This is a genomic window from Ferrovibrio sp., assembly GCF_965278975.1.
In the GTDB taxonomy this organism is placed as follows: Bacteria; Pseudomonadota; Alphaproteobacteria; order Ferrovibrionales; family Ferrovibrionaceae; genus Ferrovibrio.
Genome location: NZ_OZ257126.1, coordinates 1596488 through 1620754, shown reverse-complemented (window position 1 = coordinate 1620754; position 24267 = coordinate 1596488). Strand labels below are relative to the sequence as shown.

General features: G+C 65.2%; 27 protein-coding genes. 12 read left to right on the top strand and 15 right to left on the bottom strand.

The annotated features are described in order from the left end of the window. Positions 1-7: 7 nt before the first annotated feature. The gene (gene leuC / locus ACQY7X_RS07890) at positions 8-1402 is read right to left on the bottom strand and encodes a 3-isopropylmalate dehydratase large subunit (RefSeq protein ID WP_428249332.1); all 1395 of its coding nucleotides are present in this window, start codon (positions 1400-1402) and stop codon (positions 8-10) included. Between the two features lie 130 nt (positions 1403-1532). Here leuC and gcvA point away from each other — a divergent pair, with 130 nt between their 5' ends. Genes gcvA through ACQY7X_RS07865 form a run of 5 tightly spaced genes read left to right on the top strand, consistent with a single transcriptional unit; the run spans position 1533 to position 4906 of the window. Beyond that, entirely contained in the window at positions 1533-2480 is a 948-nt protein-coding gene (gene gcvA, locus ACQY7X_RS07885) for a transcriptional regulator GcvA (protein WP_428249330.1), read from the top strand. Next, positions 2477-3214, top strand: a complete 738-nt coding sequence (locus ACQY7X_RS07880) for an HAD family hydrolase (RefSeq protein WP_428249329.1) — start codon at positions 2477-2479, stop codon at positions 3212-3214. Before gcvA ends, ACQY7X_RS07880 begins: the two co-directional genes overlap by 4 nt. Continuing rightward, positions 3211-3894 carry a nitrile hydratase subunit alpha gene (gene nthA, locus ACQY7X_RS07875; protein WP_428249327.1) on the top strand — a complete coding sequence of 228 codons (684 nt, stop codon included), beginning with the start codon at positions 3211-3213 and terminating at the stop codon, positions 3892-3894. The genes ACQY7X_RS07880 and nthA overlap by 4 nt, the downstream gene beginning before the upstream one ends. Beyond that, on the top strand, positions 3891-4547 hold the full coding sequence (nthB, locus tag ACQY7X_RS07870) for a nitrile hydratase subunit beta (protein WP_428249326.1): 657 nt from the start codon (positions 3891-3893) through the stop codon (positions 4545-4547). Before nthA ends, nthB begins: the two co-directional genes overlap by 4 nt. After that, on the top strand, positions 4544-4906 hold the full coding sequence (locus ACQY7X_RS07865; protein WP_428249324.1) for a nitrile hydratase accessory protein: 363 nt from the start codon (positions 4544-4546) through the stop codon (positions 4904-4906). The genes nthB and ACQY7X_RS07865 overlap by 4 nt, the downstream gene beginning before the upstream one ends. Here the strand turns inward: ACQY7X_RS07865 and ACQY7X_RS07860 are convergent. Beyond that, positions 4903-5304, bottom strand: a complete 402-nt coding sequence (locus tag ACQY7X_RS07860) for a tautomerase family protein (protein ID WP_428249323.1) — start codon at positions 5302-5304, stop codon at positions 4903-4905. The genes ACQY7X_RS07865 and ACQY7X_RS07860 overlap by 4 nt on opposite strands. 106 nt (positions 5305-5410) lie before the next feature. Here ACQY7X_RS07860 and ACQY7X_RS07855 point away from each other — a divergent pair, with 106 nt between their 5' ends. Beyond that, on the top strand, positions 5411-6265 hold the full coding sequence (locus ACQY7X_RS07855; RefSeq protein ID WP_428249322.1) for a LysR family transcriptional regulator: 855 nt from the start codon (positions 5411-5413) through the stop codon (positions 6263-6265). 8 nt (positions 6266-6273) lie between these two features. Here the strand turns inward: ACQY7X_RS07855 and ACQY7X_RS07850 are convergent, their stop codons facing one another. From ACQY7X_RS07850 to ACQY7X_RS07805, 10 genes are all read right to left on the bottom strand, one after another. Then, on the bottom strand, positions 6274-6684 hold the full coding sequence (locus ACQY7X_RS07850; protein ID WP_428249320.1) for a DoxX family protein: 411 nt from the start codon (positions 6682-6684) through the stop codon (positions 6274-6276). A 122-nt stretch (positions 6685-6806) separates the two neighbouring features. Continuing rightward, the gene (locus ACQY7X_RS07845; RefSeq protein ID WP_428249319.1) at positions 6807-7448 is read right to left on the bottom strand and encodes a glutathione S-transferase family protein; all 642 of its coding nucleotides are present in this window, start codon (positions 7446-7448) and stop codon (positions 6807-6809) included. A gap of 136 nt (positions 7449-7584) precedes the next feature. Further along, positions 7585-8148, bottom strand: a complete 564-nt coding sequence (locus tag ACQY7X_RS07840) for a PAS domain-containing protein (RefSeq protein ID WP_428250044.1) — start codon at positions 8146-8148, stop codon at positions 7585-7587. Between the two features lie 278 nt (positions 8149-8426). After that, on the bottom strand, positions 8427-8810 hold the full coding sequence (gene rplS, locus ACQY7X_RS07835; protein WP_428249318.1) for a 50S ribosomal protein L19: 384 nt from the start codon (positions 8808-8810) through the stop codon (positions 8427-8429). A 44-nt stretch (positions 8811-8854) separates the two neighbouring features. Next, positions 8855-9538 (bottom strand): tRNA (guanosine(37)-N1)-methyltransferase TrmD, encoded by a 684-nt coding sequence (trmD, locus tag ACQY7X_RS07830; RefSeq protein ID WP_428250043.1) that lies wholly within the window; start codon positions 9536-9538, stop codon positions 8855-8857. A 56-nt stretch (positions 9539-9594) separates the two neighbouring features. Next, a complete protein-coding gene (rimM, locus tag ACQY7X_RS07825) occupies positions 9595-10164 on the bottom strand; it encodes a ribosome maturation factor RimM (protein WP_428249317.1) in 570 nt (189 codons plus the stop codon). 30 nt (positions 10165-10194) lie between these two features. Then, on the bottom strand, positions 10195-10566 hold the full coding sequence (rpsP, locus tag ACQY7X_RS07820; protein WP_428249315.1) for a 30S ribosomal protein S16: 372 nt from the start codon (positions 10564-10566) through the stop codon (positions 10195-10197). A 42-nt stretch (positions 10567-10608) separates the two neighbouring features. Continuing rightward, a complete protein-coding gene (gene ffh / locus ACQY7X_RS07815) occupies positions 10609-12006 on the bottom strand; it encodes a signal recognition particle protein (RefSeq protein WP_428249314.1) in 1398 nt (465 codons plus the stop codon). A 216-nt stretch (positions 12007-12222) separates the two neighbouring features. Further along, complete coding sequence (locus ACQY7X_RS07810) at positions 12223-13095, bottom strand: DUF3108 domain-containing protein (RefSeq protein ID WP_428249313.1); 873 nt, start codon at positions 13093-13095, stop codon at positions 12223-12225. An 89-nt stretch (positions 13096-13184) separates the two neighbouring features. After that, on the bottom strand, positions 13185-13688 hold the full coding sequence (locus ACQY7X_RS07805; RefSeq protein ID WP_428249311.1) for a hypothetical protein: 504 nt from the start codon (positions 13686-13688) through the stop codon (positions 13185-13187). A 163-nt stretch (positions 13689-13851) separates the two neighbouring features. Between ACQY7X_RS07805 and meaB the strand changes: the two genes are divergently transcribed. Both meaB and ACQY7X_RS07795 read left to right on the top strand, forming a co-directional pair. Then, on the top strand, positions 13852-14871 hold the full coding sequence (gene meaB, locus ACQY7X_RS07800; protein WP_428249310.1) for a methylmalonyl Co-A mutase-associated GTPase MeaB: 1020 nt from the start codon (positions 13852-13854) through the stop codon (positions 14869-14871). After that, positions 14868-16808, top strand: a complete 1941-nt coding sequence (locus tag ACQY7X_RS07795) for a PAS domain-containing sensor histidine kinase (protein ID WP_428249309.1) — start codon at positions 14868-14870, stop codon at positions 16806-16808. The genes meaB and ACQY7X_RS07795 overlap by 4 nt, the downstream gene beginning before the upstream one ends. Before the next feature lie 178 nt (positions 16809-16986). Here ACQY7X_RS07795 and rho read toward each other — a convergent pair whose 3' ends face one another. Continuing rightward, positions 16987-18345 carry a transcription termination factor Rho gene (rho, locus tag ACQY7X_RS07790; protein WP_428249308.1) on the bottom strand — a complete coding sequence of 453 codons (1359 nt, stop codon included), beginning with the start codon at positions 18343-18345 and terminating at the stop codon, positions 16987-16989. Between the two features lie 248 nt (positions 18346-18593). Further along, entirely contained in the window at positions 18594-19199 is a 606-nt protein-coding gene (locus tag ACQY7X_RS07785) for a HupE/UreJ family protein (RefSeq protein WP_428249307.1), read from the bottom strand. Positions 19200-19321: 122 nt separating this feature from the next. On the opposite strand from ACQY7X_RS07785, the gene ACQY7X_RS07780 reads away from it, so the two are divergent. The 4 genes from ACQY7X_RS07780 to ACQY7X_RS07765 are packed head-to-tail and all read left to right on the top strand — an operon-like array spanning position 19322 to position 23759. Then, a complete protein-coding gene (locus ACQY7X_RS07780) occupies positions 19322-19750 on the top strand; it encodes a DUF2946 family protein (protein WP_428249306.1) in 429 nt (142 codons plus the stop codon). Positions 19751-19806: 56 nt separating this feature from the next. Next, positions 19807-20763 (top strand): DUF1775 domain-containing protein, encoded by a 957-nt coding sequence (locus ACQY7X_RS07775; RefSeq protein WP_428249305.1) that lies wholly within the window; start codon positions 19807-19809, stop codon positions 20761-20763. 39 nt (positions 20764-20802) lie between these two features. Then, positions 20803-22920: a TonB-dependent receptor family protein gene (locus ACQY7X_RS07770; RefSeq protein ID WP_428249303.1), complete on the top strand. Its 2118-nt coding sequence runs from the start codon at positions 20803-20805 to the stop codon at positions 22918-22920. After that, positions 22908-23759: an energy transducer TonB gene (locus tag ACQY7X_RS07765; RefSeq protein ID WP_428249302.1), complete on the top strand. Its 852-nt coding sequence runs from the start codon at positions 22908-22910 to the stop codon at positions 23757-23759. The genes ACQY7X_RS07770 and ACQY7X_RS07765 overlap by 13 nt, the downstream gene beginning before the upstream one ends. Here the strand turns inward: ACQY7X_RS07765 and ACQY7X_RS07760 are convergent. Next, positions 23725-24267 carry a hypothetical protein gene (locus ACQY7X_RS07760; protein ID WP_428249301.1) on the bottom strand — a complete coding sequence of 181 codons (543 nt, stop codon included), beginning with the start codon at positions 24265-24267 and terminating at the stop codon, positions 23725-23727. The two genes, ACQY7X_RS07765 and ACQY7X_RS07760, sit on opposite strands and share 35 nt — an antisense overlap.

The following is a 24267-nucleotide window of genomic DNA, read 5'->3' as shown; positions in this document are numbered from 1 at the left end:
TCTCCCCTTACAGGCTGCGCACGTCGGCGAGGCGACCGGTGACGGCAGCCGCCGCGGCCATGGCCGGGCTCATCAGATGGGTGCGGCCACGCGGACCCTGGCGGCCCTCGAAATTGCGGTTCGAGGTCGAGGCGCAGCGTTCGCCCGGCTCCAGCCGGTCGGCATTCATCGCCAGGCACATCGAGCAGCCCGGTTCGCGCCATTCGAAGCCGGCCGCCGTGAAGATCTTGTCGAGACCTTCTTCCTCGGCCTGATGCTTCACCAGGCCGGAGCCCGGCACCACCATGGCCTGCACGCCGGCGGCGACCTGGCGGCCCTTGGCGATGGCGGCGGCGGCGCGCAGATCCTCGATGCGGCCATTGGTGCAGGAGCCGATAAAGACGCGCTGCACCGGCACGGTATCCAGCTTCTCGCCGGCCTTGAGGCCCATGTAATCCAGGGCGCGTAGCAGGGCACCGCGCTTGGCCTCATCGGCCACATCGGCCGGGTTCGGCACGAAGCCGGTGATCGGCGCCACATCCTGCGGGCTGGTGCCCCAGGTGACATGCGGCACGATATCCTCAGCCTTGAGGAACACCTCGGTATCGTATTTCGCGCCCGGATCGGAGGGCAGCGTTTTCCACCAGGCCAGAGCCTGTTCCCAGGCGGCGCCCTTGGGCGCATGCGGCCGGCCCTTGAGGTATTCGAAAGTGGTCTCGTCCGGCGCGATCAGGCCGGCGCGGGCGCCCGCCTCGATCGACATGTTGCACACTGTCATGCGGCCTTCCATGGACAGGCCACGGATCGCGCTGCCGGTATATTCCATCACATAGCCGGTGCCGCCGGCGGTGCCGATCTTGCCGATCACCGCCAGGATGATGTCCTTCGCCGTCACGCCCGGCCCGAGCTGGCCGTCGATGTCGATACGCATGTTCTTGGCGTATTTCTGCGGCAGGGTCTGGGTTGCCAGCACATGCTCGACTTCCGAGGTGCCGATGCCGAAGGCCAGGCTGCCGAAGGCGCCATGGGTGGCGGTGTGGCTGTCGCCGCACACAATGGTCATGCCCGGCTGGGTGAAGCCCTGTTCCGGGCCGACGATATGCACCACACCCTGGTTGATGTCGTTCATGGAATAGTAAACGACGCCAAAATCCTTGGCATTCTTGTCCAGGGTCTCGACCTGGATGCGCGACTCCTCGTCGGCGATCACACCCGTAAGGCGATCCGGCGTGGTCGGCACGTTATGGTCCGGCACCGCCACGGTGGCATCCGGGCGGCGCACCTTGCGGCCCGAGGCGCGCAGGCCGGCAAAGGCCTGCGGGCTGGTCACTTCATGCACCAGATGCAGGTCGATATAGATCAGGTCCTCGGCGACCAGATGGGATTCCCAGATTTTGTCGTACAGCGTGCGGGGCGCGGTCATGGCTTTGTCCGTCGGTTCCGTGGGGCGTTTCCGTGATGGCCGGGGATTGAACTGGACTAAGCGGCTGGCCGCAAGGGCTTTCGGGGATTTCGGGGTCGAATTAAGATCAAGCCGGAAACGAGGAAAACTCATGCCCGCCCCCGAACCCGTCGCCGCCAGCACAAAGGACACCCCGGCACCGCCGCCCGCCGGCGTTGCCAGCCGCCGGCTGCTGCCGCTGAACGCGCTGAAAGCCTTCGAGGCCGCCGGGCGCCACCTGAATTTCACCGCCGCCGCCGAGGAACTCTCGGTCACGCTCTCGGCCATCAGCCACCAGATCCGCCAGCTGGAAGAACTGCTCGGCGTGCCGCTGTTCAACCGCACCCGCAAAGGCCTGGTGCTGTCGCCGGAAGGCCAGTTGATCCTGCCGGACGTGCAGCAGGGCTTCGACCACTTGGCCCATGCCCTGGCGCGGCTGGAAGCGCGGCGCGGCGAAGGCCCGCTCACCATCAGCATGTTCTCCACCGTGGCGATGCGCTGGTTCATCCCGCGCCTGCCGCGCTTCCAGGCCCGGCACCCGGATATCGACGTACGCATCACCACCTCGATGAAGCCGGTAGACCTGGAGCGCGAGGGGCTGGATTGCGCCATCCGCTATGGCAATGGCGACTGGCCCGGCCTGCATGCGACCCGGCTGTTTGCCGAGGAACTGGCCGTGGTGGCGCATCCCGACCTGGCAAAAAGCATCAAGCAGCCCGCCGACCTGGTGGGCCACAAGCTGCTCCATTCGCAGAACCGCTTCGAGCATTGGCGCATCTGGTTGATCGCTATGGGCGTGACCGAGGTGGACCCCACCATCGGCACGGTATTCGAGACCCGCAGCTTCACCATCCAGGCCGCCGTGCAGGGCATGGGCGTGGCGGTGATGGACCCGGCCTTCGTTGCCGACGAGATCAAGGCCGGCCGGCTGGTGCGGCTGTTCGACAAAACCCTGCCGGTGCGCGGCGCCTATTGGCTGGTCTGCCTGGAACACATGGCAGAGGCCGCACGCATCAAGCTGCTGCGCGACTGGCTGATCGAGGAAGTATCCGCACCATGAAATTGCCGCGCGCCATCCTGTTCGACATGGACGACACAATCCTCTCTGCCTATGGCGAGCCGGAAAAGGCCTGGCAGGCGGTGGCCGGCGAATTCGCCGCTGAGATGGATGGCCTGTCCATGCAGCAGCTGGCCGATGCGGTGACCGATTTCGGCCGCCGCTTCTGGAGCGACCGTTCCATGCACAAGCATTGGCGGCTGAACCTGGAGGAAGCACGCCACAGGATTGTGGCCGGTGCGCTGAGCGAACTGGCGGCACGCGGCAGCAGCGTACCCGATGCCGAGCTGGCCGGCCGCATCGCCGAACGCTACACGGCCTATCGCCAGGAAAAGATGCATCTGTTTCCCGGCGTTGAGGAAACCCTGGCGCATTTCAAGACCGCTGGCGTGAAGCTGGCGCTGATCACCAATGGCGCGGCGCATACCCAGCGCGCGAAAGTCACCCGCTTCGCCCTGGAGCAGCATTTCGAGCATATCCAGATCGAAGGCGAACACGGGTTCGGCAAGCCCGAGGAAGCAGCCTACCGCCATGCGCTTGGCGTGCTCGGCGTCGAGGCCACTGAGACATGGATGGTCGGTGACAACCTGGAATGGGAAGTGGAAGTGCCGCAGGGCTTCGGCATGCGCGGCATCTGGTGCGATGCCTATGCCCAGGGCCTGCCGGCCAACAGCCCGGTGAAGCCGGACAAGATCATCCACCGCCTGCCGGAATTGCTGAGCGAGGAAGCGGCATGACACACGAGCATGATCACGATCACGATCACGACCATGATCACCACGATCATCATCACGGCCACCATCACGATCATGACCACAGCGACGTTCCCTCTGATCCGGCTTTGCGGGTCAAGGCGCTGGAAACCCTGCTGACCCGCAAGGGGCTGGTGGATGGCGCCGCGCTGGATGTCTATATCGACACCTACGAAACCAAGATCGGTCCGCGCAACGGCGCCCATGTGGTGGCCAAGGCGTGGAGCGATCCGGGCTTCATGCAGGCTTTGCGCGAGGATGCCACGGCGGCGATTGCCAGCCTTGGCTATACCGGGCGCCAGGGCGAGCATATGGTGATCGTGGAAAACACGCCCGAGATTCATAACCTCGTCGTCTGCACGCTCTGCTCCTGCTATCCGTGGAGCGTTCTGGGCTTGCCGCCGGTCTGGTACAAATCGGATTCCTACCGCGCCCGCGCCGTGCTCGATCCGCGCGGCGTATTGCAGGAGTTTGACCTGGAATTACCGGATGCGAAGAAAATCGCCGTGTGGGATTCCACCGCCGAGATCCGCTACCTGGTGATTCCAGAGCGGCCCCAAGGCACGGAAGGCTGGAGCGAGGCACAGCTTGCCGACCTGGTAACGCGCGACAGCATGATCGGCACCGGTGTTGCCACGCAACCCGGAGCAAGGGGTGCGGCATGAACGGCGTGCATGACATGGGCGGCATGGAAGGCTTCGGGCCTTTGCCGCTTGAGCAGAACGAACCTATCTTCCATGGCGACTGGGAGAAGCGCGCCCTGGCGCTCACGCTCGCTACCGGCAGCCTGGGCCAATGGAATATCGATGCCTCGCGCCATGCCCGCGAGCGCAGCCCCGCGCGCACCTATATCCGCGAGACCTATTACGAACGCTGGATGAGCGGCCTGGAGCGGCTGCTGGTGGAGCGCGGCCTGCTGAGCGAGGCCGAGCTGAAAAGCGGCGAGCCGGAAGGCCGGACCGCGCTTAAGCCGGTGCAGCCGGAAGCCGTGCCCGGCATCCTGGCGCGCGGCGGGCCGACCTTGCGCGCCACCGGCAAGCCGGCGCGGTTCCAGATTGGCCAGCGCGTGCGGGCGCTGAATATCCATCCCGTGGGCCATACCCGGCTGCCGCGCTATCTGCGCGGCAAAATCGGTGTGATCGGCATGGATCACGGCCTGCATGTGTTTGCCGACAGCAACGCGCATTTCCACGGCGAGGATGCGCAGCATCTCTACAACGTGGTGTTCGATGTCGCCGAGGTATTCGGCCCGGCGGCGCGCTATCAGGGTGAAATCCGCGCCGACCTGTGGGATGCGCATCTCGAAGCCGCGCCATGAAGCCGTCTGATCTTGATCTCACTGCCCTCGGCCCGCTGCCGCTGGACAATGCCGGTGCGCCGGTCTTTGCCGAACCATGGCAAGCGGCGGCTTTCGCGCTGACCCTGCGGCTGCATGAGACCGGCGCCTTTGCCTGGAGCGAATGGGCCGAGGCGCTGGGCCGCGAACTCAGCGCCAGCCGCGCCGATTGCGGCCCCAATGACGGTGGCGCCTATTACGAACGCTGGCTTGCCGCCTTGCAGGCTCTGCTCGCCGCCAAGGGCATCGTGTCGGCGGATGAACTGCTGACCATGCGCGATGCCTGGGCCGATGCCTATGCCCATACCCCGCATGGCCAGCCGGTGCATCTGCGCAGCTAACTCCGCGCGGCGATATAGCGCCGCTCCTGGGTCTGGCCGCCATAGCCATAGGCGAAGCCCTGGGCCTCATGCACATGCACATAGCTTTCGGCATGCAGCGGCCCGAGCAGCGTGCCGAATTCGGCATAGGCCGCTGCGACGAAGGCCGCCATCTCATCCTTGGTGTTGGTGCCGGTGGTAATGCGGATATCGAGGAAGAAGCTGGCGAGGCCGGCCTCTGCCAGCGACTGCCCGGCGATATACCAATCGGCGGCGGCAACTTGCTGCACCGCTACCGCCGTCACCTCCGGCTGCTTGCCAAGCTTCTCCTGCGCTAGCCGGGTGCTGAGCGCGGCAATCCAGCGCGACAGGTCGCTGGCGGGATTGGGCGTTGAATAGCTCACTTGGATCATCGGCATTGTATTTCTCCTGCACCGGGCTTGATTGCCCGTTGCCAAGAGAGGTAGCGCCGGCAGCATGATTTTAATATGCTATGATATTCTATATCTATGATAATGAACTGTTATGAATAGCCCAAGCCTGGATATCGATGCCCTGCGCGCCCTGGTACTGCTGGCCGAGCATCGCAGCTTCACCCGCGCCGCCGAGGCGCTGGCGGCGACCCAGGCCGCCGTGAGCCTGCGGCTGAAGCGGCTGGAAGCCAAACTCGGCCGCCGCCTGGTGGAGCGCAGCCCGCGCCATGTGGCACTGACCCGTGATGGCGAAATCCTGGTGGCGGAAGCGCGCCAGGTGCTGGCGGCGCATGACGCGGCGCTGGCCGCCCTGGGGCAAAAGCCGCTGCGGCCCTTGCGGCTGGCGATCAGCGACCAGACCCTGGGGCCGCGTCTGCCGGCTTTGCTGGCCGGGCTGCGGCGGCGCCATCCGGCTTTACGGCTGGACGTGCGGCTCGGGCTTTCGCGCGACATGGCCGAGCTGTTCGAAGCCGGCGAAGCCGATGCAGCGATCCTGCAGCATGTCGGTTCCGGGCGCGGCATGCCGAAACAGGGAGAAGTGCTGCTGCGCGACCGGCTGGCTTGGTTTGCGGCGGCGGATTTCACCTGGGCGCGGCCCGAGCCTTTGCCGCTGATCGCCCTGGCAGCGCCCTGCGGCGTGCGTGCGGCGGCGATCACGGCGCTGGAGCGCGGCCGGGTGGCCTGGCGCGAAGCTTTCACCGGCGGCGGCGTTACCGCCTTAGTGGCAGCCGTGCGGGCCGGGCTTGGCATTGCCGCCCTGCCGCGCCGGCTGGCGCCCGATGGCTTGAAGGAGTGGGAGAGCCTGCCGGCCTTGCCGGCGAGTCTGGTGGTGCTGCAAACCCGCGTCAGCGATGCAACACTGACGCGGGCGCTGCGTGATATCGGCGCGGCGATCCGCGCTGATTAGCTCAAGCCTTAGTCAGCCTTGCTGCGGCTATCCAGCGAGAACGGGCCGGCGCCATAGGCGACGATGAAAAGCAGGCCGCCGCTGATCGCCAGGTTCTTGAAGAACTGGATGCGGTTGATCATCACCTTGGCTTCTTCCATGGCCCAGAAATTATGGAAGCCGATGGCGGCACCGATGGTGAACAGCGCCAGGATCAGGGCGGCATAACGCGCCTTGAAGCCGACCAGCACGGCGGCGGCGACCAGCACTTCCACCACGATGGCGATCACCGCACCGACTTCCGGCAGCGGCAGGCCGACCGACTTGATATAGCCAACCGTACCGGCAAAGCCGGTGAGCTTGCTGATACCGGCCGGGATGAACAGCAATGCAATCAGGATGCGGCCGAGCAGCGGTGCGAATTTGTCGAGTTGAGCCATGGGTGAGAGTTCCTTTTCTTGATGCCCAAACGGAAAACGGCGGGAACCGCTTTTCTAAGCTATTCCCGCCGTCGCCTGAATTGAACAAAATTTGATACTGAAAGTAATTCGCGCCGTTAAACTTACGCCAGCGCCGCCTGTGCCTCTGCCTCGCGTGCCAGGGCGCGCTGCACCGCCGGGCGGGCGGCGACACGCTCGGCCAGACCGGCGTAATTCTTGAAAGCCGACGTATCGATCTTCAGGTGCTGGGTCCAGCGCCAGAAGACCAGCAGGTAGCCATCCACGGCGGAGAAATCGCCAAGCATGTACTGCTTGCCGTCCAGCATCTTGTCGACGATGGCGAAATTCTTGGCATTGGCCTCGGTGGCCAGCTTGACCACGTTCGGCGTCGCATCCGGCAGGTCGCAATAGCGCTGCGGGCCGAAGAAACGGCTCAAGATCGGATGGATGCCGGCGGCGCAGTAGGACAGCAGCGACAGGCCCTGCAAGGCCTGCGCGGTATTGCCCGCCGGCAGCAGCTTGGCGGCGGGATAGAGCTGCGAGAGATAGGTAATGATCGCCGGATTCTCGGTCAGCGGCAGGCCATCCACCACCAGCATCGGCACCTTGCCCTTGGGGTTGAGCGCCAGGTATTCCGGCGTCATCTGCTGGCCCTTGCGCAGCGAGATCGGCTTCGGCTCGAACTGCGCGCCGGCTTCCTCAAGCGCGATATGGCTGGCCAGCGAACAGGCGCCGGGGGCGAAATAGAAAGTGAGAGACGGCATGGGGTTTCCTCGCATTTGGCCGCGCCGCGAAAGGCGGCTGCTTGTCGGCCTGGCGAGGCTGCTATGCGGGCGGATGGATTACAAGCCGCGGCAGCGTCACAGATCTTTGATTTTCCCCAATATTTATTCGGCCGCGTCAGCCTTCGTCGTCGAAATGGACACCGTAGACGATGCGGCTGGGGGTGCCGTCGCCAAACGGCAGCAGCAGGCAGGTATATTCCACCGGGCCCTTCTCCAGCCGGCGATGGCGTTGCATCAGCATCGGCCGCTCGCCATGCAGCACCTTGGCCACCGCCTGCTCGGTATAGTGCCGCGCGGTATCGTCGGAAATGCTCGACAGCAGCCGGCCGGTGAGATCGTAGCCAAGCCGGCTGGCAATCCGGCTGCCGAACAGCCGTACCTTGAAATCGATGCCGCCATCCAGCGGTTCCATCACCACCAGGTTGCCGAGCGCGAAGCGCAGCGCGAACGGGTCGATGGCAGAGGCCGGCGGCATCACCGCGCCGTTGCGGGCGCCGCGCCAGAAATCATAGAGCTGCCGCAGCAGGGGGGCATCGAGGCGGCTGGCGTCATTGAGCCAGGTGGTGCGCACGGTAACGAACTTGTCGTCATCCTCGCGCAAAGCCGGCAGCAGCCGCATGGGGGAACCCATATCGGCCCAGAAAGCGATATTCATCGCCGCCACTTCATCCGTCATCATCACGTCGCCCTTCCCCTCAGAATGCGCGGGGAAGATGCGCCGGACGGCGGACAGGGTAAAATTACCTTCGACTAATACGCGTGATGAATCGCTAACACCCACAACCATAAATTCGATCCCGCCCCCACACCCTACCGCAGCAGCAGGTCGGAGAGTGGCGGCGCGGACAAACAAAAGCCGCCCGGATGCCAGGGAGATTCCCGGGGGCTTCCAGGCGGCTGATGCGTAACGCGGAAGGCAGACTGGCCGGGCGGAAAACCCAGCCGTCGGAGAAAACCTTAAGCCTTGGCGGCTTCGGCGTTCTCGCTGCGCTTCTCGGTGATGCGCGCCGACTTGCCGGTGCGGCCACGCAGGTAATACAGCTTGGCGCGGCGCACGTCGCCGCGGCGCACCACGGTGATCGACTCGATGCGCGGCGAGAACAGCGGGAAGATACGCTCGACGCCTTCGCCGTAGGAAATCTTGCGCACCGTGAAGTTGGAATTCACGCCGCGGTTGGAGCGGGCGATGCAGACGCCTTCATAGGCCTGCACGCGCTCGCGGCCGCCTTCGGAGACCTTCACGTTGACGCGAAGCGTGTCGCCCGGGCCGAATTCCGGTACCGCGCGCGCCGCCGCCAAGGTCTCGATCTGCTCCTTCTCGAGCTGCTGCAGAATGTTCATGGCCAAAGCCTTTCTTGTCTTACCAGTCGTTTAATACCAGTCGTTCAACCTTCACCGCCGCGCCCGGACTTGCCGAAGCGGCGATAGCTCTCCCACAGATCCAGGCGGCGTTCGGCGGTGATCTGTTCCGCCATCGCGCGCCGCCAGGCTGCGATCTTCTCATGGTGGCCCGACAGCAGCACTTCCGGCACTGCCCGGCCTTCCCACTCAATCGGCCGCGTATACTGGGGATATTCCAGCAGACCGGCCGAGAAACTCTCTTCGGTGGCCGATGCCTGCTCGCCCATCACGCCGGGTAGCAAGCGCACCACCGCATCCATCAATGCCAGCGCGGCCAACTCGCCGCCCGAAAGCACGAAATCGCCGAGGCTGACCTCGGTGATCGGCCGGGCTTCGAGCACGCGTTCATCAACGCCCTCGAAACGGCCGCAAATCAGCGTGGCACCACCCGCCACCCGCAACTCCTGCACCAGCGCCTGATCCATCCGCCGGCCACGCGGCGAGAAATAGATCAGCGGCAACCCGGGCTGCGCCGCCATGGCGTCGTCCACCGCCGCCGCCAGCACATCCGCCCGCATCACCATGCCAGGGCCGCCACCGCAGGGGGTATCGTCCACGGAGCGGTGTTTATCGCGCGCGTAATCGCGAATGTCCACCGCCTGCAACGACCACAGGCCCCGCTCCAGCGCCCGCCCGGCCAGACTGATGCCGAGCGGTCCTGGGAACATCGACGGAAACAGGGTCAGCACCCGCGCCTGCCAGGCTGCGTTTACCGTCTCCTGCGTCACGCCGTCTCCTTACCCTGCTCCTCCAGACCATCATCCTGGGGGCCAGCCGCATCGCCGAGCCAGAAGCCCGGCACCACCACCAGCCGCCCGCCATCGATATCCACGTCAGGCACGGAATCAGGACTGAACGAAACAAACACGATATCCCGGTTGGCCGACTTGCCGACCGGCATCACTTCCAGCAGATCACTGGCGCCGAAATTCTGCAGCCCCACCACCTCGCCGAGTAGTTCACCTTCCGGCGTCTCGGCGCGCAGACCAATCAGGTCCGACTGGTAGAACGCGTCTTCGTCATCCAGCTCCGGCAGCTTTGCCCGGTCGATGAACAGCTCGGTATTGCGCAGGGCCTCGGCGGCGTTGCGGTCGGCGATGCCTTCGATCGCCGCCACCACCATCTCGCCTTTCGGCTTGCCACGCAGCTTGAGCTTGAACACCCGGCCGGAACGGTCAGCCAACGGCCCGTAATCACCCAGCGCAAACGGATCGGCGGTGTAGGTTTTCACCCGCACCTCGCCCCGAATACCATGCGCCGTGGTGATCATGCCGAGACAGACCTTTTCAGCCATGCTGGATCAGCCATTGCTGCCGGTTATGCCTTAGCCGGCATTCTCGGAGGCAGCGGCAGCGGCTTCAGCAGCCTTCTGCGCTTCGGCCTTCAGGCGCTCCTGCGCCTTCGCCTTCGGCTTGGCCTTCTCCGGGTTGTTGCCATGCGCCCAGGTGGTGATCAGGCCGGCCTGGGTGAAGAAGCGGGCAACGCGGTCGGACGGCTGCGCGCCCTGGCTCAGCCAATGCTTGCAACGCTCGACATCGAGCTGCACGCGCTCGCGGTCCTTCGGCAGCATCGGATCATAGGAACCGATCTTCTCGATGAAGCGGCCATCGCGCGGGCTGCGCGAGTCGGCCACCACGATGCGGTAATACGGGCGCTTCTTGGCGCCACCGCGGGTCATGCGGATCTTGACGGACATGGTATTCCTTTCTTTCAGAACCTGATTACGCGTAACTCAAAATCACTTCGGCATGCCAGGGAAGCCGCCCATGGCGCCCATCATCGAGCGCATGAAACCCTTCTGCCCCAGCTTCGACATGCGTTTCATCATGTCGGCCATCTGCATATGCTGCTTCAGCAGCTTGTTCACATCCTGCACCGAGGTGCCCGACCCAGCCGCAATGCGCTTCTTGCGCGAAGCGTGGATCACCTTGGGATTCTTGCGCTCGTCGCCGGTCATCGAGGAGATGATCGCCTCCTGACGCTTCAAAACCTTCTCGTCGATATTGGCGTTGGCCATCTGCTGCTTCATCTTGCCGACGCCCGGCAGCATGTCCATGACGCTAGACATGCCACCCATCTTGCGCAGCTGCTTGAGCTGGCTGGCCATGTCATTGAGATCGAACTGGCCCTTCTGCACGCGGGCAGCCAGGCGTTCGGCCTCTTCCTTCTCGATGGTTTCAGCCGCCTTCTCGACCAGGCTGACGATATCGCCCATGCCGAGGATGCGCTGCGCGATGCGCTGCGGGTGGAACGGTTCGATGGCATCGAGCTTTTCGCCGACGCCGATCAGCTTGATCGGCTTGCCGGTGACGGCGCGCATCGACAGCGCGGCACCGCCACGGCCATCGCCGTCAACACGGGTCAGCACGATGCCGGTAACGGCGAGACGTTCGTTGAACGCCTTGGCGACAGTGACGGCATCCTGGCCGGTGAGGCTGTCGGCGACCAGCAGCACTTCATGCGGCTGCACCACATCGCGCACCGCCGCCACTTCATGCATCAGCACTTCATCGACATGCAGGCGGCCGGCGGTATCCAGCATCAGCACGTCATAGCCACCGAGCTTGGCGGCCTGCACGGCGCGCTTGGCGATTTCCACCGGCATCTGGCCGGGCACGATCGGCAGCGTGGCAACGCCGGTCTGCTCGCCGAGAATCCTGAGCTGCTCCTGGGCCGCCGGGCGATGCACGTCGAGCGACGCCATCAGCACCTTCTTGCGTTCCTTCTGCGTCAGGCGCAGCGCGATCTTGGCCGTGCTGGTGGTCTTGCCCGAACCCTGCAAGCCAACCATCAGCACCGGCACCGGCGCCACGGCGGCGAGATCGATGCCGGCGGCATCCTCGCCCGCCCCAGCACCCGGCACATCGCTGCGGCCGCCGAGCATCTCGATCAGGTTGTCATGGACGATCTTGATGACCATCTGGCCCGGGGTCACCGAGCGCAGCACTTCCTGGCCGACCGCCTTCGCCTTCACCGCATCGATGAAGTTTTTCACCACCGGGAGCGCGACATCGGCTTCCAGCAAGGCGACGCGCACTTCCCGCATCGCCTCGTTGACATCGGCCTCGTTCAACGCGCCGCGCTTACGCAGGCGGTCGAAGACCTGGCCGAGTTTGCCGCTCAAATTCTCGAACATCTGTCCGATCAGCTCCTTCGATGTTCCGGTGCGGTGCGGCCAAACGGATAACGCGCCCGTGCGCGAAACTCGCGGACGGACGGCGATCCTCGGACCGGGTCAGTTTCCCTAACCGGAAGCGGGCGGAATAAACCGCCTCGGGCCGGCAATGTCAAGCCGGCTTTGCCGGTAACCGCCCCCGGAAGGTTCCATTAAACAAAATCAATGGGTTAGGTGTTACGGCGCGATCTTCGGCGGCTCCGGCGGCGGCGCGTCGTCGTCCACCGGCTTGAGCGCCTGGCGGCCATTGATGGTGGTGGCTGTGACATAGCCGCCAACCTCGCCCAGCATCCAGGCCGAGCGCAGCCGCACCGGCAGCCAGATCGGCTGGCCCGGCAGGCGGGCCAGCCACATCTCGGTGACTTCTTCCTCCAGCTTGCGGGTCTGGTCCATGTATTTGCGGCTATAGCCTGCGATCGGCTCGAACCGCAGGCGGCATTTCAGCGCCAGCCCGGCATAGGCCGAGCGGTTATGCGCTTCCAGCCGCTCCATGCCGGCGGCTTCGTAATGCACATTATAGCGGCGTCGGCCATCGAAGATTTTGTCGCTGCCCTCGCAGGGCGCCGCCGTGTCGCGGCGCAGCGCGCGGGCCAGCACGGCGGTGGTGGGATCGAAGGTACCGCGGGTCTGCTCCGGCAGCACCGGCTCGCGGTCATCGGCCTCGGCCGGCGGCTCCACCACGCTGGTGGGCAGGCCATCGGCGCCCCACAGGATCATGATGGTGCGCTTGGAGAAGCTGCCATCGCTCTGGCTGGCATAGCGCAGCGGGCTGAGATGGCCGTCTGCCGCCTGCCGCACCGCCAGATCGCTTTGCATGCGGAAGCGCAGCAGCAGATTGGCCGCCCCGGTGCTGCGCACGGCGGAAGCGACGCTCAGGCCATCGCTGCCGCGCGCCACTTTCATATCGACATCGAAGGCCTTGGCGCCGAGCGCATAGATGCCGAAGCGGAGATCGGCATTGTGCAGGATTTCCTCTGCCCGGGCCGCCTGAAGCAAGGCAGGCTGGGCCAGGAAAAGCAAAGCAGAAAGGCTGATCGAAAAACGGCGCATGCGGCAAAGATCGGCCTTTCAGCCGTGATTTCAAGCGGTATTAACTGCTTTGTGATTGGTGGCCACGAGGCGATCCCAGGGCCCGGACCCTAGCCGTCGTCGCGCTCGTCGCCATCGAAATGCTGCCAGGCGGCGCGGCGCAGGCCGTTGAGCAGTTCATCGGCCAATACCAGGGCCTCGGCGGCATTGAGGCGGAACAGGGCGCGGGCGGCCTCAAGCTGCAACTGCATGACATCGAAATGCATGCGGTTCAGCGGTTCGGCGCGGCGCAGCGAAGCACCGAGCAGGCCGAGCGCCTCGGCGGCATGGCGGGAACCAAGCCGCAGGCAGGCATCGCGCAGGCCCTGCACCATGGCCTGGGCATCGCCGAGGATCAGCACCCCGGCCAGCGGTTCGCGCCGGGCGGTCTCGAAACGCTGGCTGAGGATTTCAAGCTCGGCGGCGAGGATTTCCGGCTTGGGCAACGGCAACGGCTCAGGCGGCGGCGCTTCTTCCACCACCTCCGGTTCAGCAGGCACGCCCTCGCCCTCGGCACCATCGTAGCCGAGGGCAGCCCTGAGGCGCTTGCTGCGCTGCAAAGAAAACGGATTCATCGGCGCGATCTGCGACGTTTGTGCACAATGGGGAGGCGTTGCCCCGTTTCTACCTTAAAGGCAGCGGTGACTACAACCGGGCTTGTGGCATTTCCCTGACAGGACAAGCGAAAATCCATGCTCCGCCTAGCAAAAACAGTGGGATATCCGCTAGAGTCGGGCCATGTCCGCCGCCGTAGCCCTGCCCCGCCGCAGCTCCGACCCGGCCGCCCTGGCAGCGGCCCTGGCGGATGCGGTGCTGGCCGGCGAGCGCCGCGCCCTGGCCCGCGCCATCACCCTGATCGAATCCCGCCATCCCACCGACCAGCTTGCCGCCGAGGCCCTGCTGGCCCGCCTGTTGCCCCATACCGGCAAGGCGGTGCGGCTTGGCATCAGCGGCACGCCGGGCGTCGGCAAATCGAGTTTCATCGAACGCTTCGGCGGGTTCCTCACCGCCAGGGGGCTGCAGGTGGCGGTGCTGGCGATCGATCCCTCCTCGCAGCTTTCCGGCGGTTCGATCCTGGGCGACAAGACGCGCATGGAAACCCTGGTGCGCGATCCGCGCGCCTTCATCCGTCCGTCGCCTTCCTCCGGCTCGCTCGGCGGCGTGGCACGGCGCACCCGCGAGGCGATGCTGCTGAGCGAAGCCGCCGGCTTCGATGTGGTGCTGGTGGAAACCGTCGGCGTCGGCCAGTCGGAAACCACGGTGGCGAGCATGGTGGACATGTTCCTGCTGCTGCTGGCGCCGGGCGGTGGCGACGACCTGCAGGGCATCAAGCGCGGCATCATGGAACTCGCCGACCTGGTGATCGTGAACAAGGCCGATGGCGATCTGGTGAATGCCGCCAACATGGCGCAGGCCGATTACCGCGCCGCGCTGCATCTGATGCGGCCGCGCCATACCGCCTGGCGGGCACAGGTGCTGCAGGTTTCCGCCTTGCTCAACCGCGGCATCGACACGGTATGGGAAAGCATCGAGGCTTACCGCGCGGCCTTGCAGGCCGACGACAGCTGGGATCGGCAGCGCCGCAATCAGGCACAGGGCTGGCTGAAGCGTGAATTGCAGGATGGCCTGTGGGAATGGCTGCAGGCCGATCCACGGATCAAAGCCACATTGCCGGCCCTGGAAGCCGAGGTTGGCGATGGCCGCGTGACACCAGCCGCCGCCGCGCGCCGCCTGCTCGGGCTACTGCAGCGGCCATGATGAATCCCTCGCCTCCGCTGCTCGATCCTGCCGTCCCGCTGCTGATCCGCGCCGGCACCTTGCTGCTGCTGGTGGTGGTGATGTGGGTGAACCGCCACCGCTTCGGCCGCAATGGCGGCTACCATATGATGATGGCCGGTATCGCCGTGATACTGCTGGCCAACCTCTTCGAGGCATTTACCCTGAACCTGCGCCTGTCGCAGCTCCGCTTCGGCGCCATCGGCCTGCTCTATGTTCTCGGCATCGGCCTGCTCTGCTACGGCATCATGCGCTGGGCACGCTGGATCGACGGCATCCGCAAGGATGCCGCCGAGGCCGAGAAGCTGCAGGGCCAGCTTGAAGGCCAGCGGCTGCAATTGCTGGAAAGCCACCGCGTCGGCCGGCTCGGCTACTGGGTGGCGGATCCGGAGGCGCAGTCGATCACCTGGTCCGGCGTGCCGGCGGATACCCTGGGCCTTGATCCGCGCCAGCGGCTGTCGTTCCGCGAGATCGAAACGCTGCTGCATCCCGATCACCGCCAGATGCTGAACGATGCGCTGGTGGAAACCCTGCGCAGCGGCCGGCGCTTCGATCTGCAGGTGCAGATGCGTGACCGCGGCGGCGCCTATCACTGGCTCGCCCTGGCCGGCGTGCCGCAGCGCGACCCGGAAGGCAAACGCTGGGTGTTCGGCGTGGTGCAGGATGTGGATGCCGCCAAACGGGCCGAGTTGTCGCGCGCCGCCATGTCCACCCTGCTGCAGGGCGTGATCGATGCCATTCCCTGCATGATCGTGGTGAAGGACCGCGAGCTGCGCTACCTGTTCGCCAATGCCTATGCCCGCGCGCTGTTCCTGCCGCCGGCCATGGCAGGCGAAAGCCTGGTCGGCCGCTCCTATGCCGATATCGCGCCGCCCGAACTGGTTGCCATCACCGATGCCGAGGACCGCGCCGTGCTCGACGGCCAGACGATGCCCTTCACCGAAGTGCAGCGGCGCTATCGCGAGGATGCCTCCGACCGCTGGTGGATGACCAAGGTGGCGTTGCGCAGCCGGCCCGATGGCCCGGCCGATCACCTGCTGACCGTGGCGCTTGATATCGGCGCCTTGAAGCAGGCCGAGGAAACCGCGCGCCATGCCCAGCGCGAGGTGGAATACCAGGCGGCGCAATTGCAGGACCTGGCCGAGCAATACCGCCTGGAATGCGAGCGCGCGGTGGAGGCCAGCCGCGCCAAGTCGGACTTCCTCGCCTCCATGAGCCATGAGCTGCGCACGCCGCTCAATGCCATCATCGGCTTCGCCGAGATCATCACCAACCAGCTGTTCGGCAGCGTGACGCCGAAATACATCGAATGCAGCGAGGACATCCTCGCCAGCGGCCGCCACCTGCTGAACCTGATCAACGACATCCTCGACATGGCCCGCATCGAGGCCGGCCGCTATGAACTGGATATCCGCCAGGCCGATGCGGGCGCCATCCTGGAATCGAGCATGCGGCTGGTGCGGCTGCGGGCGCAAAGCCGCAATATCACGCTGGAGCACCAGATCGACGACGATCTTGACGATGTGGCGGTGGATGCCCAGGCGCTGAAGCAGATCGCCATCAACCTGCTGACCAACGCGGTGAAATTCACCGAATCCGGCGGCGATGTGCGGCTGCAGGCGGTCCGCGTCGGCGATGGCCTCAGGCTGTCGGTCAGCGATACCGGCATCGGCATCAAGCGCGAGCATCAGGAAAAGATTTTCGAGCCGTTCTGGCAGGTGGAAGGCCCGCTGGCGCGGCGCCATGAGGGCAGCGGCCTTGGCCTTGCGATCACGCGGCAGCTGGTCGACCTGCATCATGGCCGCATCGAAGTACATTCGATCCCGGAGCGCGGCACCAATGTCAGCGTCTGGCTCTATCCTTCGCCGCAGCCGGGTGACAAGCCGGGCTTCCCGTTTGCCGGCGCGGCGGGGGATTAAAATACCTCAAGAAAAATGAACTCGTGGATGCCCTGCCTCCGCAGGGCATGACGGTATGAAATGATCGTCATGCTCCGCGAAGGCGGAGCATGACGAGTTGCTTCTTTTCCGCCCGCAGACAACAAAAAAGCCCGGGGACTGGCCCCGGGCTTTTCGGTTTCTGTTGCGGCGCTTCGCCTCAGGTATTCATCGAGTCGAAGAAATCGCCGTTGGTCTTGGAATGCTTCAGCTTGTCGAGCAGGAATTCCATCGCGTCCTGGCCGCCCATCGGCATCAGGATGCGGCGCAGCACCCACATCTTGGCCAGCGTGCCCTTGTCGACCAGCAGTTCTTCCTTGCGGGTGCCCGACTTGGTGATGTCGATGGCCGGGAAGGTGCGCTTGTCGGCCAGCTTGCGGTCGAGGATGATTTCCGAATTGCCGGTGCCCTTGAACTCTTCAAAGATCACTTCGTCCATGCGCGAGCCGGTATCGATCAGCGCCGTGGCGATGATGGTGAGCGAGCCGCCTTCCTCGATATTGCGCGCGGCGCCGAAGAAACGCTTCGGGCGCTGCAGCGCATTGGCATCCACACCGCCGGTCAGCACCTTGCCGGAAGACGGCACCACGGTGTTGTAGGCGCGGGCCAGGCGGGTGATGGAATCGAGCAGGATCACCACGTCGCGCTTGTGCTCGACCAGGCGCTTGGCCTTTTCCAGCACCATTTCGGTCACCTGCACATGGCGGCTGGCCGGCTCGTCGAAGGTGGAGGAGATCACCTCGCCCTTCACCGTGCGCGACATGTCGGTGACTTCCTCGGGCCGCTCGTCGATCAGCAGCACGATGAGATAGACCTCGGGGTGATTGGCCGAGATGGCATGCGCGATATTCTGCAGCAGCATGGTCTTGCCGGTGCGCGGCGGCGCCACGATCAGCGCGCGCTGGCCCTTGCCCTGCGGCGAGATCAGGTCGATGACGCGCGACGAGATATCCTTCTTCGGCGCCGAGGCGGCTGCCACCAGCTTCTCGCGCTTGGCCGAATCGCCCCGGCCCTTGATCACGGTGCGCGTTGTTGCCGCCGCCGCTGCCGGCTCGGCATCCTCGGCAATCGGGATTTCCATCTTCAGCCGCTCATTCGGGTAGAGCGGCGTCAGGTTGTCGAAATGCACCTTATGGCGGGTGTTTTCCGGGTCTTCGTAGTTGATCGCGTTGACCTTGAGCAGCGCGAAATAACGCTCGCCATCCTTGGGCGCGCGGATGGTGCCTTCCACCGTGTCGCCGGTGCGCAGACCGAAGCGGCGGATCTGGTTCGGGCTGACATAGATATCATCCGGGCCGGCCAGGTAATTCGCCTGCGCCGAGCGCAGGAAGCCGAAACCATCCTGCAGCACTTCCAGCACGCCCTCGCCGGTGATTTCCACCTCGCGGTCGGCCAGCTGCTTGAGGATGGCGAACATCATGTCCTGCTTGCGCAGAGTCGAGGCGTTCTCGATCTCCAGCTCCTCGGCGAAGGCGAGCAGTTCGGTGGGGGATTTGGTCTTGAGTTCTTGCAGATTCATGGCGAGCGGACGGAGCCTCGGAGTAATTTGTTTGTTTGGAGTTTGGGCGTCGCAGCGCGGGTAAGCTGATAACGACGAGCCTGATGACAGGGCGGAGTGGAGGGAACCGGAAGGCGGCGGTAGTTCCCTTGAATTGAGAAATCAGGGAAGGCGGCGCGCGCCTGGATCAGCCCGCAGAACCGGGGCCGATGCGGCCGATGTAGCAACGGCCCGGCATAATGTCAAGCCGGGTATGGCGTATCGGTGCTTCAACCGGCCATCTGGCTGGCGAAAAAGCCCAGGCCGACAATACCGGCAACCAGCCCGGCGGCACGTTGCAGCAGCAGGGGCCGCGCCGGTGCGAGGCGCAGAAAACCAAGCGCGATGCCGGCGGTGAGGGCGTATTGGATCAGCCCGAGGCCGATCAGGTAGCCCGACAAGGGCGCCGCTTCGGCACCGACGATGCTTTCGCCGAAGGCATAGCCATGGAACAGCCCGGCGACGCCGAGCAGCAGCGCGAACAGGGCTGCCGGCAGGGCACGGCCCCAGAGCAGCAGGGCGGCGAACACGATCACCGAGAGCGCCACCAGGGCTTCGCCGCCCGGCAGGTCATACTCACCGATATGCAGCAAGGTGCCGGCCAGGGAAGCCAGCATGAAGGCCAGCGGCAAAGCCAGCAGCCAGCGGCGATGCGCCAGGCAGAGCAGGCCGGCGGCGATCAGGAAGGCCAGGTGATCGAGGCCGATCACCGGATGGCCGAGGCCGGAGAGCAGACCGGTGGCGAAGGAATAGGGCAGCTTGCCATCCATGGCATGATGCGCCTGGGCCGGCAGGGCGGCGAGAAGCAGCGGCAGGGCCAGCAGCAGACGCGTCATTCAGGCAACTCCCTTGTCATATATATTATAGCCCGACGCTAGACCGGCCCGGATAGACCGTCAAATGGCCTGCGACCATCTGGCGCTTGCGGCTGCGGCGGAAACGGAGTTATGTGCCTGCCATGATTGGAAGCCTGCGCAGCCTGGGAGTTCAGCCGCGCGCCGTGATGGCGTGGCTGGCCCTGCTTGCCCTGGCTTTCCACAGCCTGCTGCCGCTGACCTATCACACGCTACAGCGCCGCCAGGCAGCCCTCACCGGCTTCGACAGCATCGTGATCTGCACGCCCTACGGCATGCGCACGGTGCAGCTTGGCGCCGATGGCCAGCCGATCGCGGATCAGGATGCGCCCGGCAAGGACCAGCAGGCGGCGCGCTATTGCCCGATCTGCCTGGGCGCGCAGCAGGCCGGTATTGCCATTCTGCCGGCCGGCATCGTCATCGCCCTGCCGCTGCTGCTGGCGCAGGTGCTCTACCCGGTCAACGCCCAGGCGCCGCCGCCCGAACCCGAACGGCATTTCGCCCAGGCCCGAGGCCCGCCCGCCGCCTTCTGAACCCGTCGCGTCACGGTTCTGCCGTGACCCTGCCCGTTTTCAGAAGGATTCGTCTTATGACCCTTTCCAAATTCGCCACCTTCGGCGCTCTGCTACTCACCATCAGCCTGCCGGCTGCCGCCCATGTGGTGGCCGATCCCGCCGAGGGCCAGGCCGGCGGCTATTTCCGCACCGCCCTGCGCGTCGGCCATGGCTGCGGCACCTCGCCCACCATTGCCGTGAAGGTGATCCTGCCCGAGGGCCTTGCCACGGTGCGGCCGCAGGTGAAGCCCGGCTGGCAGATCGAGATCGAGACCGCGAAGCTGGCCAAGCCGCTGGATGCCGGCCATGGCCGCATGACCGACACCGCGATCAGCGCCATCTCCTGGCTGGGCGGCAACCTGCCGAACGAACATTTCGATGAATTCGGCCTCAGCCTGAAATTGCCCGACACGGCAGGACCGCTCTGGCTGAAGGTGATCCAGACCTGCAAGGATGGCGAACTGCGCTGGGACCAGATCCCGGCTTCCGGCAGCTCGACGCGCGGCCTGGAACGCCCCGCGGCGCTGATCCGCGTGGCCGGCGGTGAAGCCGCCAAGCCGGTGGCACAGGCCGGCAATATCCGCATTGAGCAGCCTTTCGCGCGCGCCACACCGGCCAAGATGGGCGGCGCCTTCCTCACCCTGGTGAATGGCGGCCATGCCGCCGACCGCCTGGTGAAGGCCGCCTCGCCGGTGGCCGAGAATGTTGAACTGCATACCCATGTGAAGGACGGCGACACCATGCGCATGCGTCCGGTCGACGGCATCGACATTGCCGCCAATGGCCGCACCGCACTGGAGCCGGGCAGCTTTCATGTGATGCTGATCGGGCTGAAGCAGCCCTTGAAGGAAGGCGCCAGCTTCCCGCTGACGCTGACTTTCGAGAAGGCCGGCTCGGTGACGTTGCAGGTGCCGGTGCTGAAAGCCGGTGCCACGCCCGGCGGGATGCCTGGTGGCATGCCTGCCGCTGCCGACGAGCACAAGCATCACTGATTAGCGCCTAAAAAAATCCTTATCTGGGGAATTCACGCCATGAATCCGCTCTCTCTCCGCGCGCGCGCCGAACAGGTGCTGCCGCGCATCGCCATCGGTCTGTTCGCCACCGCCAGCCTGCTGGCCTTGCTGGTTGACCGCGCCTATGGGCAAACCACGCTGCCCGCCATCACCGTGCAAGGCCAGGCGGCCGACGACGCCATCACCGTGCCAAGCGAAAAGGACGCCCGCAAGGCGATCGAGAAGACGGCCGGTGCGGTCGGCTTCGTTACCGAAGCCGAACTGCGCGAGGAACGCGCCGCCACGGTAAAGGACATGCTGGACTTCGTGCCCGGCGTGTTCGCGCAGCCGAAATACGGCCAGGAAGATGCCCGCCTTTCGGTACGCGGCTCCGGCCTGTCGCGCAGCTTCCACCTGCGCGGTATGCGGCTGCTGCTGGATGGCGTGCCGATCAACCAGGCCGATGGCGCCGGCGATTTCCAGGAAATCGATCCGCTGGCCGTGCGCTATATCGAAATCTACAAGGGCGCCAACGCGCTGCAATACGGCGCCGCCGGGCTTGGTGGCGCGGTGAATTACGTCAGCCCCACCGGCCGCAGCAATCCAGGCTTCCTCACCCGGCTTGAGCTCGGCTCATTCCAGAGTCTGCGCACCCAGCTTGCCGCCGGGCAGGCGGAAGGCGCCTACGATTATTACATCACCGGCAGCTACAGCCATTCCGACGGCTACCGCGACCATACCGCACAGGATTACGCGCGGCTGAACGGCAATGTCGGCTACCGCTTCGGCGATGGCGCCGAGACGCGCTTCTATCTCAGCACCAACAGCATCAACCAGAAGATCACCGGCGCGCTGACCCGCAACAACGCATTCGCCACGCCGGAAGCGACGGTGGAAGGCAATTTCGGCCATAACCGCAACAACACCAAGCGTGACATCAACTCGGTGCGGGTGGCGAACAAGACCACCTGGCTGACCGATAGCGGCGATTTCACCGTCGGTGTCTACTACGCCAACAAGGAATTGTTCCACCCGGTGATCTTCAGCCCGTTCTTCGGCATCGTGATCGAGAATGAGGAAAACAACTACGGCGCCTATGGCCGCTATACCCATAACGGCCAGTTGTTCGGCAACCGCAACGAATTGGTGCTGGGCGCGCATTACTTCGGTGGCGTCAACCGCGCCCGGACCTTCAACAATGTCGGCGGTTCGCGCGGCGCCTTGGCCAGCGATGCCGATCAGCGTTCCAGCAATGCGGAACTCTATGCCGAGAACAGCCATTACGTGATGCCGGCGATGGCCGTGGTCACCGGCGCGCAGGCGAGTTTCTCGGAGCGCAATCTGGAGGACAGGTTCCTTTCCGACGGCGACAATTCCGGCAGCCGCAATTTCTACGCCGTGAACCCGAAACTCGGCCTGCGCTGGGATTATGCGCCGGGGCAGCAAGTGTTCGGCAATATCAGCCTGGCCAAGGAAGCACCGCCTTTCTCGGAACTCGATCCGGCCAGTTCAGGCCCGGGCCTGTTCCCGCTCAAGGCGCAGAAATCCACCACGCTGGAAATCGGCACCCGCGGCCAGAGCGGCGATTGGGGCTGGGATGCGGCGATTTATCGTTCCTGGCTGCGCGATGAAATCCAGCAATTGCTGATCGGCGGCGCCGAGGAAGCGCGCAATATCGACAAGACCATTCACCAGGGCCTTGAGCTTGGTGGCGACTGGGTGGCATTGCGCAATGCCTTCACGCAGGGCGACAACGTGAAGGCACGCATCGCCTATACCTACAGCGACTTCCACTTCGACAATGACGCGACCTACCGGGACAACAAGATTCCCGGCGCACCCCGCCACTATCTGCGGGCCGAGCTGCGCTATGCCAGCAACGCCGGCTGGTTCGTGGCGCCGAATATCGAGTGGGTGCCGGAGGCCTATCATGTCGATAATGCCAACACCACCAAGACGGCGGCCTATGCGCTGTTCGGCTTGAAGGCGGGCTACGATCACGGCAACGGCCTCAAGTTCTTCCTCGATGGCCGCAACCTGATGGACAAGACCTACATCTCGAATGTCAGCGTCATCTCCACCGCGGCCAATGGCTCGCTGCTCTACAATCCGGGCGATGGCCGCGCCATCTATGCCGGCGTGGAATGGCGCTTCTAGCCGAAAGCCTGCTTCCGCCGGTCGCGCCTGGGCGCGGCCGGCGTGTTGGCGCGCCCTCGATTCTTGGCGCGCTGCTGCTGCATGGCGGCGTGGTGCTCGCCATCACCCTGCTGGCCCAGCACAGCCTGCCTCCGCCACCCATGGAAATCGAAGTAATCTGGCCCGCGCCCGTTCCGGCGCCAGCCCCGGCAGCGCCAATGCCGGCAGCACCAATGCTGGCAGCGGAATCGCCGCCGCCTGCGCCGCCGCAGGCAATTCCAGAACCTGAACTTGAACCGGAGCCGCTGCCGGATGCCCTGGCCCCGGAATCGCCCCTGCGGGAAAAACCGGAGCCCGACAAACCGAAGCTGGAGGTCAAAGCCAGGCCGAAGCCTATCGTCCAGCCGGCGCAGCAACCTGTGCAAATACCCGCGCCAGAATTGCTGCTGCCGAGCGATATGCCCGTGCAAGCCACGGCGCCGATGCCAGCGGCACCCGCCGCTGTTCAGGCCGCCCCACCCATCGCGCTGGCGGCAGTGGCAGCGCCACGCGAGGCCGCGCCGCCGCCTGTATCAGCCTACAATGCCATTCTGCTCGACTGGCTGAGGCGCCATATGGAATACCCACGCGCCGCCCGGCTGCGCCGGCAGCAGGGCGAAGTCCGCCTGAAACTGGAACTGGATCGCGGCGGCAGGCTGCTCATGGCATCGCTGGCCACGTCCAGCAATCACGCCACGCTGGATGAAGCGGCGCTTGCCATGGCGCAGCGCGCCGCGCCCTATCCACCGCCGCTCGATATGCTCGGTCAGCAGCGCAGCGCGGTATTCATCGTGCCGCTGCGCTTCGAGCTGAAACCCTAGCCGCCACGGCATCGGCAAGACCGAGCAACACCAGCAGCATGGCAAGGCCGAGCAGGTTGGAACGCAGCACCTCGGCGATGATCGCCGGGGTGAAGGCGCCCTCGCCGCCCGGCAGCCCCAGGCCGAGCAGGTATAGCGCAGCCTGGTTGGCGATGAAGGCGGCGGCAAAGCCCGCCAGCATCGCCAACCAGCGGTGTGTGATCCGCTGCATCGCCGTCTGCGCCGCCGCAAGCGACGCAAAAGCGGCAAGCCCGAGCGCGATGCCCCAGCCGATGCTGGTGGCATCGACCGGGTAATCGAGCAGGCCATAGCCGATGGCCTGGTTTGCCAGCCAGGCCAGCAACATGGTGAGCAGCGCCTCGCGCGGCGCCAGCCTGTGCGCCGCCACCCCCTGCGCCGCTACCGTAGCCAGAGCCGCAAACGGCGCGGCACAGGCCAGTGCCAGACTGAACAGCGTGGCGATGGCGGCGAAACAGGCTGAGCGGATCACGTTCTGGCGCTGCGTCAT

Bases quoted from the DNA above. Each gene is read 5' to 3' on its own strand.
- ACQY7X_RS07795 (WP_428249309.1), top strand. From the start codon at position 14,868: ATGATGAATCCCTCGCCTCCGCTGCTCGATCCTGCCGTCCCGCTGCTG.
- rimM (WP_428249317.1), bottom strand. From the start codon at position 10,164: ATGGCTGAAAAGGTCTGTCTCGGCATGATCACCACGGCGCATGGTATT.
- ACQY7X_RS07775 (WP_428249305.1), top strand. From the start codon at position 19,807: ATGACCCTTTCCAAATTCGCCACCTTCGGCGCTCTGCTACTCACCATC.
- ACQY7X_RS07845 (WP_428249319.1), bottom strand. From the start codon at position 7,448: ATGCCGTCTCTCACTTTCTATTTCGCCCCCGGCGCCTGTTCGCTGGCC.
- gcvA (WP_428249330.1), top strand. From the start codon at position 1,533: ATGCCCGCCCCCGAACCCGTCGCCGCCAGCACAAAGGACACCCCGGCA.
- ACQY7X_RS07865 (WP_428249324.1), top strand. From the start codon at position 4,544: ATGAAGCCGTCTGATCTTGATCTCACTGCCCTCGGCCCGCTGCCGCTG.
- ACQY7X_RS07880 (WP_428249329.1), top strand. From the start codon at position 2,477: ATGAAATTGCCGCGCGCCATCCTGTTCGACATGGACGACACAATCCTC.
- rpsP (WP_428249315.1), bottom strand. From the start codon at position 10,566: ATGTCCGTCAAGATCCGCATGACCCGCGGTGGCGCCAAGAAGCGCCCG.
- ACQY7X_RS07760 (WP_428249301.1), bottom strand. From the start codon at position 24,267: ATGACGCAGCGCCAGAACGTGATCCGCTCAGCCTGTTTCGCCGCCATC.
- rplS (WP_428249318.1), bottom strand. From the start codon at position 8,810: ATGAACATTCTGCAGCAGCTCGAGAAGGAGCAGATCGAGACCTTGGCG.
- trmD (WP_428250043.1), bottom strand. From the start codon at position 9,538: ATGTTCCCAGGACCGCTCGGCATCAGTCTGGCCGGGCGGGCGCTGGAG.
- ACQY7X_RS07850 (WP_428249320.1), bottom strand. From the start codon at position 6,684: ATGGCTCAACTCGACAAATTCGCACCGCTGCTCGGCCGCATCCTGATT.
- ffh (WP_428249314.1), bottom strand. From the start codon at position 12,006: ATGTTCGAGAATTTGAGCGGCAAACTCGGCCAGGTCTTCGACCGCCTG.
- leuC (WP_428249332.1), bottom strand. From the start codon at position 1,402: ATGACCGCGCCCCGCACGCTGTACGACAAAATCTGGGAATCCCATCTG.
- nthB (WP_428249326.1), top strand. From the start codon at position 3,891: ATGAACGGCGTGCATGACATGGGCGGCATGGAAGGCTTCGGGCCTTTG.
- ACQY7X_RS07765 (WP_428249302.1), top strand. From the start codon at position 22,908: ATGGCGCTTCTAGCCGAAAGCCTGCTTCCGCCGGTCGCGCCTGGGCGC.
- ACQY7X_RS07810 (WP_428249313.1), bottom strand. From the start codon at position 13,095: ATGCGCCGTTTTTCGATCAGCCTTTCTGCTTTGCTTTTCCTGGCCCAG.
- ACQY7X_RS07785 (WP_428249307.1), bottom strand. From the start codon at position 19,199: ATGACGCGTCTGCTGCTGGCCCTGCCGCTGCTTCTCGCCGCCCTGCCG.
- ACQY7X_RS07770 (WP_428249303.1), top strand. From the start codon at position 20,803: ATGAATCCGCTCTCTCTCCGCGCGCGCGCCGAACAGGTGCTGCCGCGC.
- nthA (WP_428249327.1), top strand. From the start codon at position 3,211: ATGACACACGAGCATGATCACGATCACGATCACGACCATGATCACCAC.
- ACQY7X_RS07855 (WP_428249322.1), top strand. From the start codon at position 5,411: ATGAATAGCCCAAGCCTGGATATCGATGCCCTGCGCGCCCTGGTACTG.
- ACQY7X_RS07860 (WP_428249323.1), bottom strand. From the start codon at position 5,304: ATGCCGATGATCCAAGTGAGCTATTCAACGCCCAATCCCGCCAGCGAC.
- rho (WP_428249308.1), bottom strand. From the start codon at position 18,345: ATGAATCTGCAAGAACTCAAGACCAAATCCCCCACCGAACTGCTCGCC.
- ACQY7X_RS07780 (WP_428249306.1), top strand. From the start codon at position 19,322: ATGATTGGAAGCCTGCGCAGCCTGGGAGTTCAGCCGCGCGCCGTGATG.
- ACQY7X_RS07840 (WP_428250044.1), bottom strand. From the start codon at position 8,148: ATGATGACGGATGAAGTGGCGGCGATGAATATCGCTTTCTGGGCCGAT.
- meaB (WP_428249310.1), top strand. From the start codon at position 13,852: ATGTCCGCCGCCGTAGCCCTGCCCCGCCGCAGCTCCGACCCGGCCGCC.
- ACQY7X_RS07805 (WP_428249311.1), bottom strand. From the start codon at position 13,688: ATGAATCCGTTTTCTTTGCAGCGCAGCAAGCGCCTCAGGGCTGCCCTC.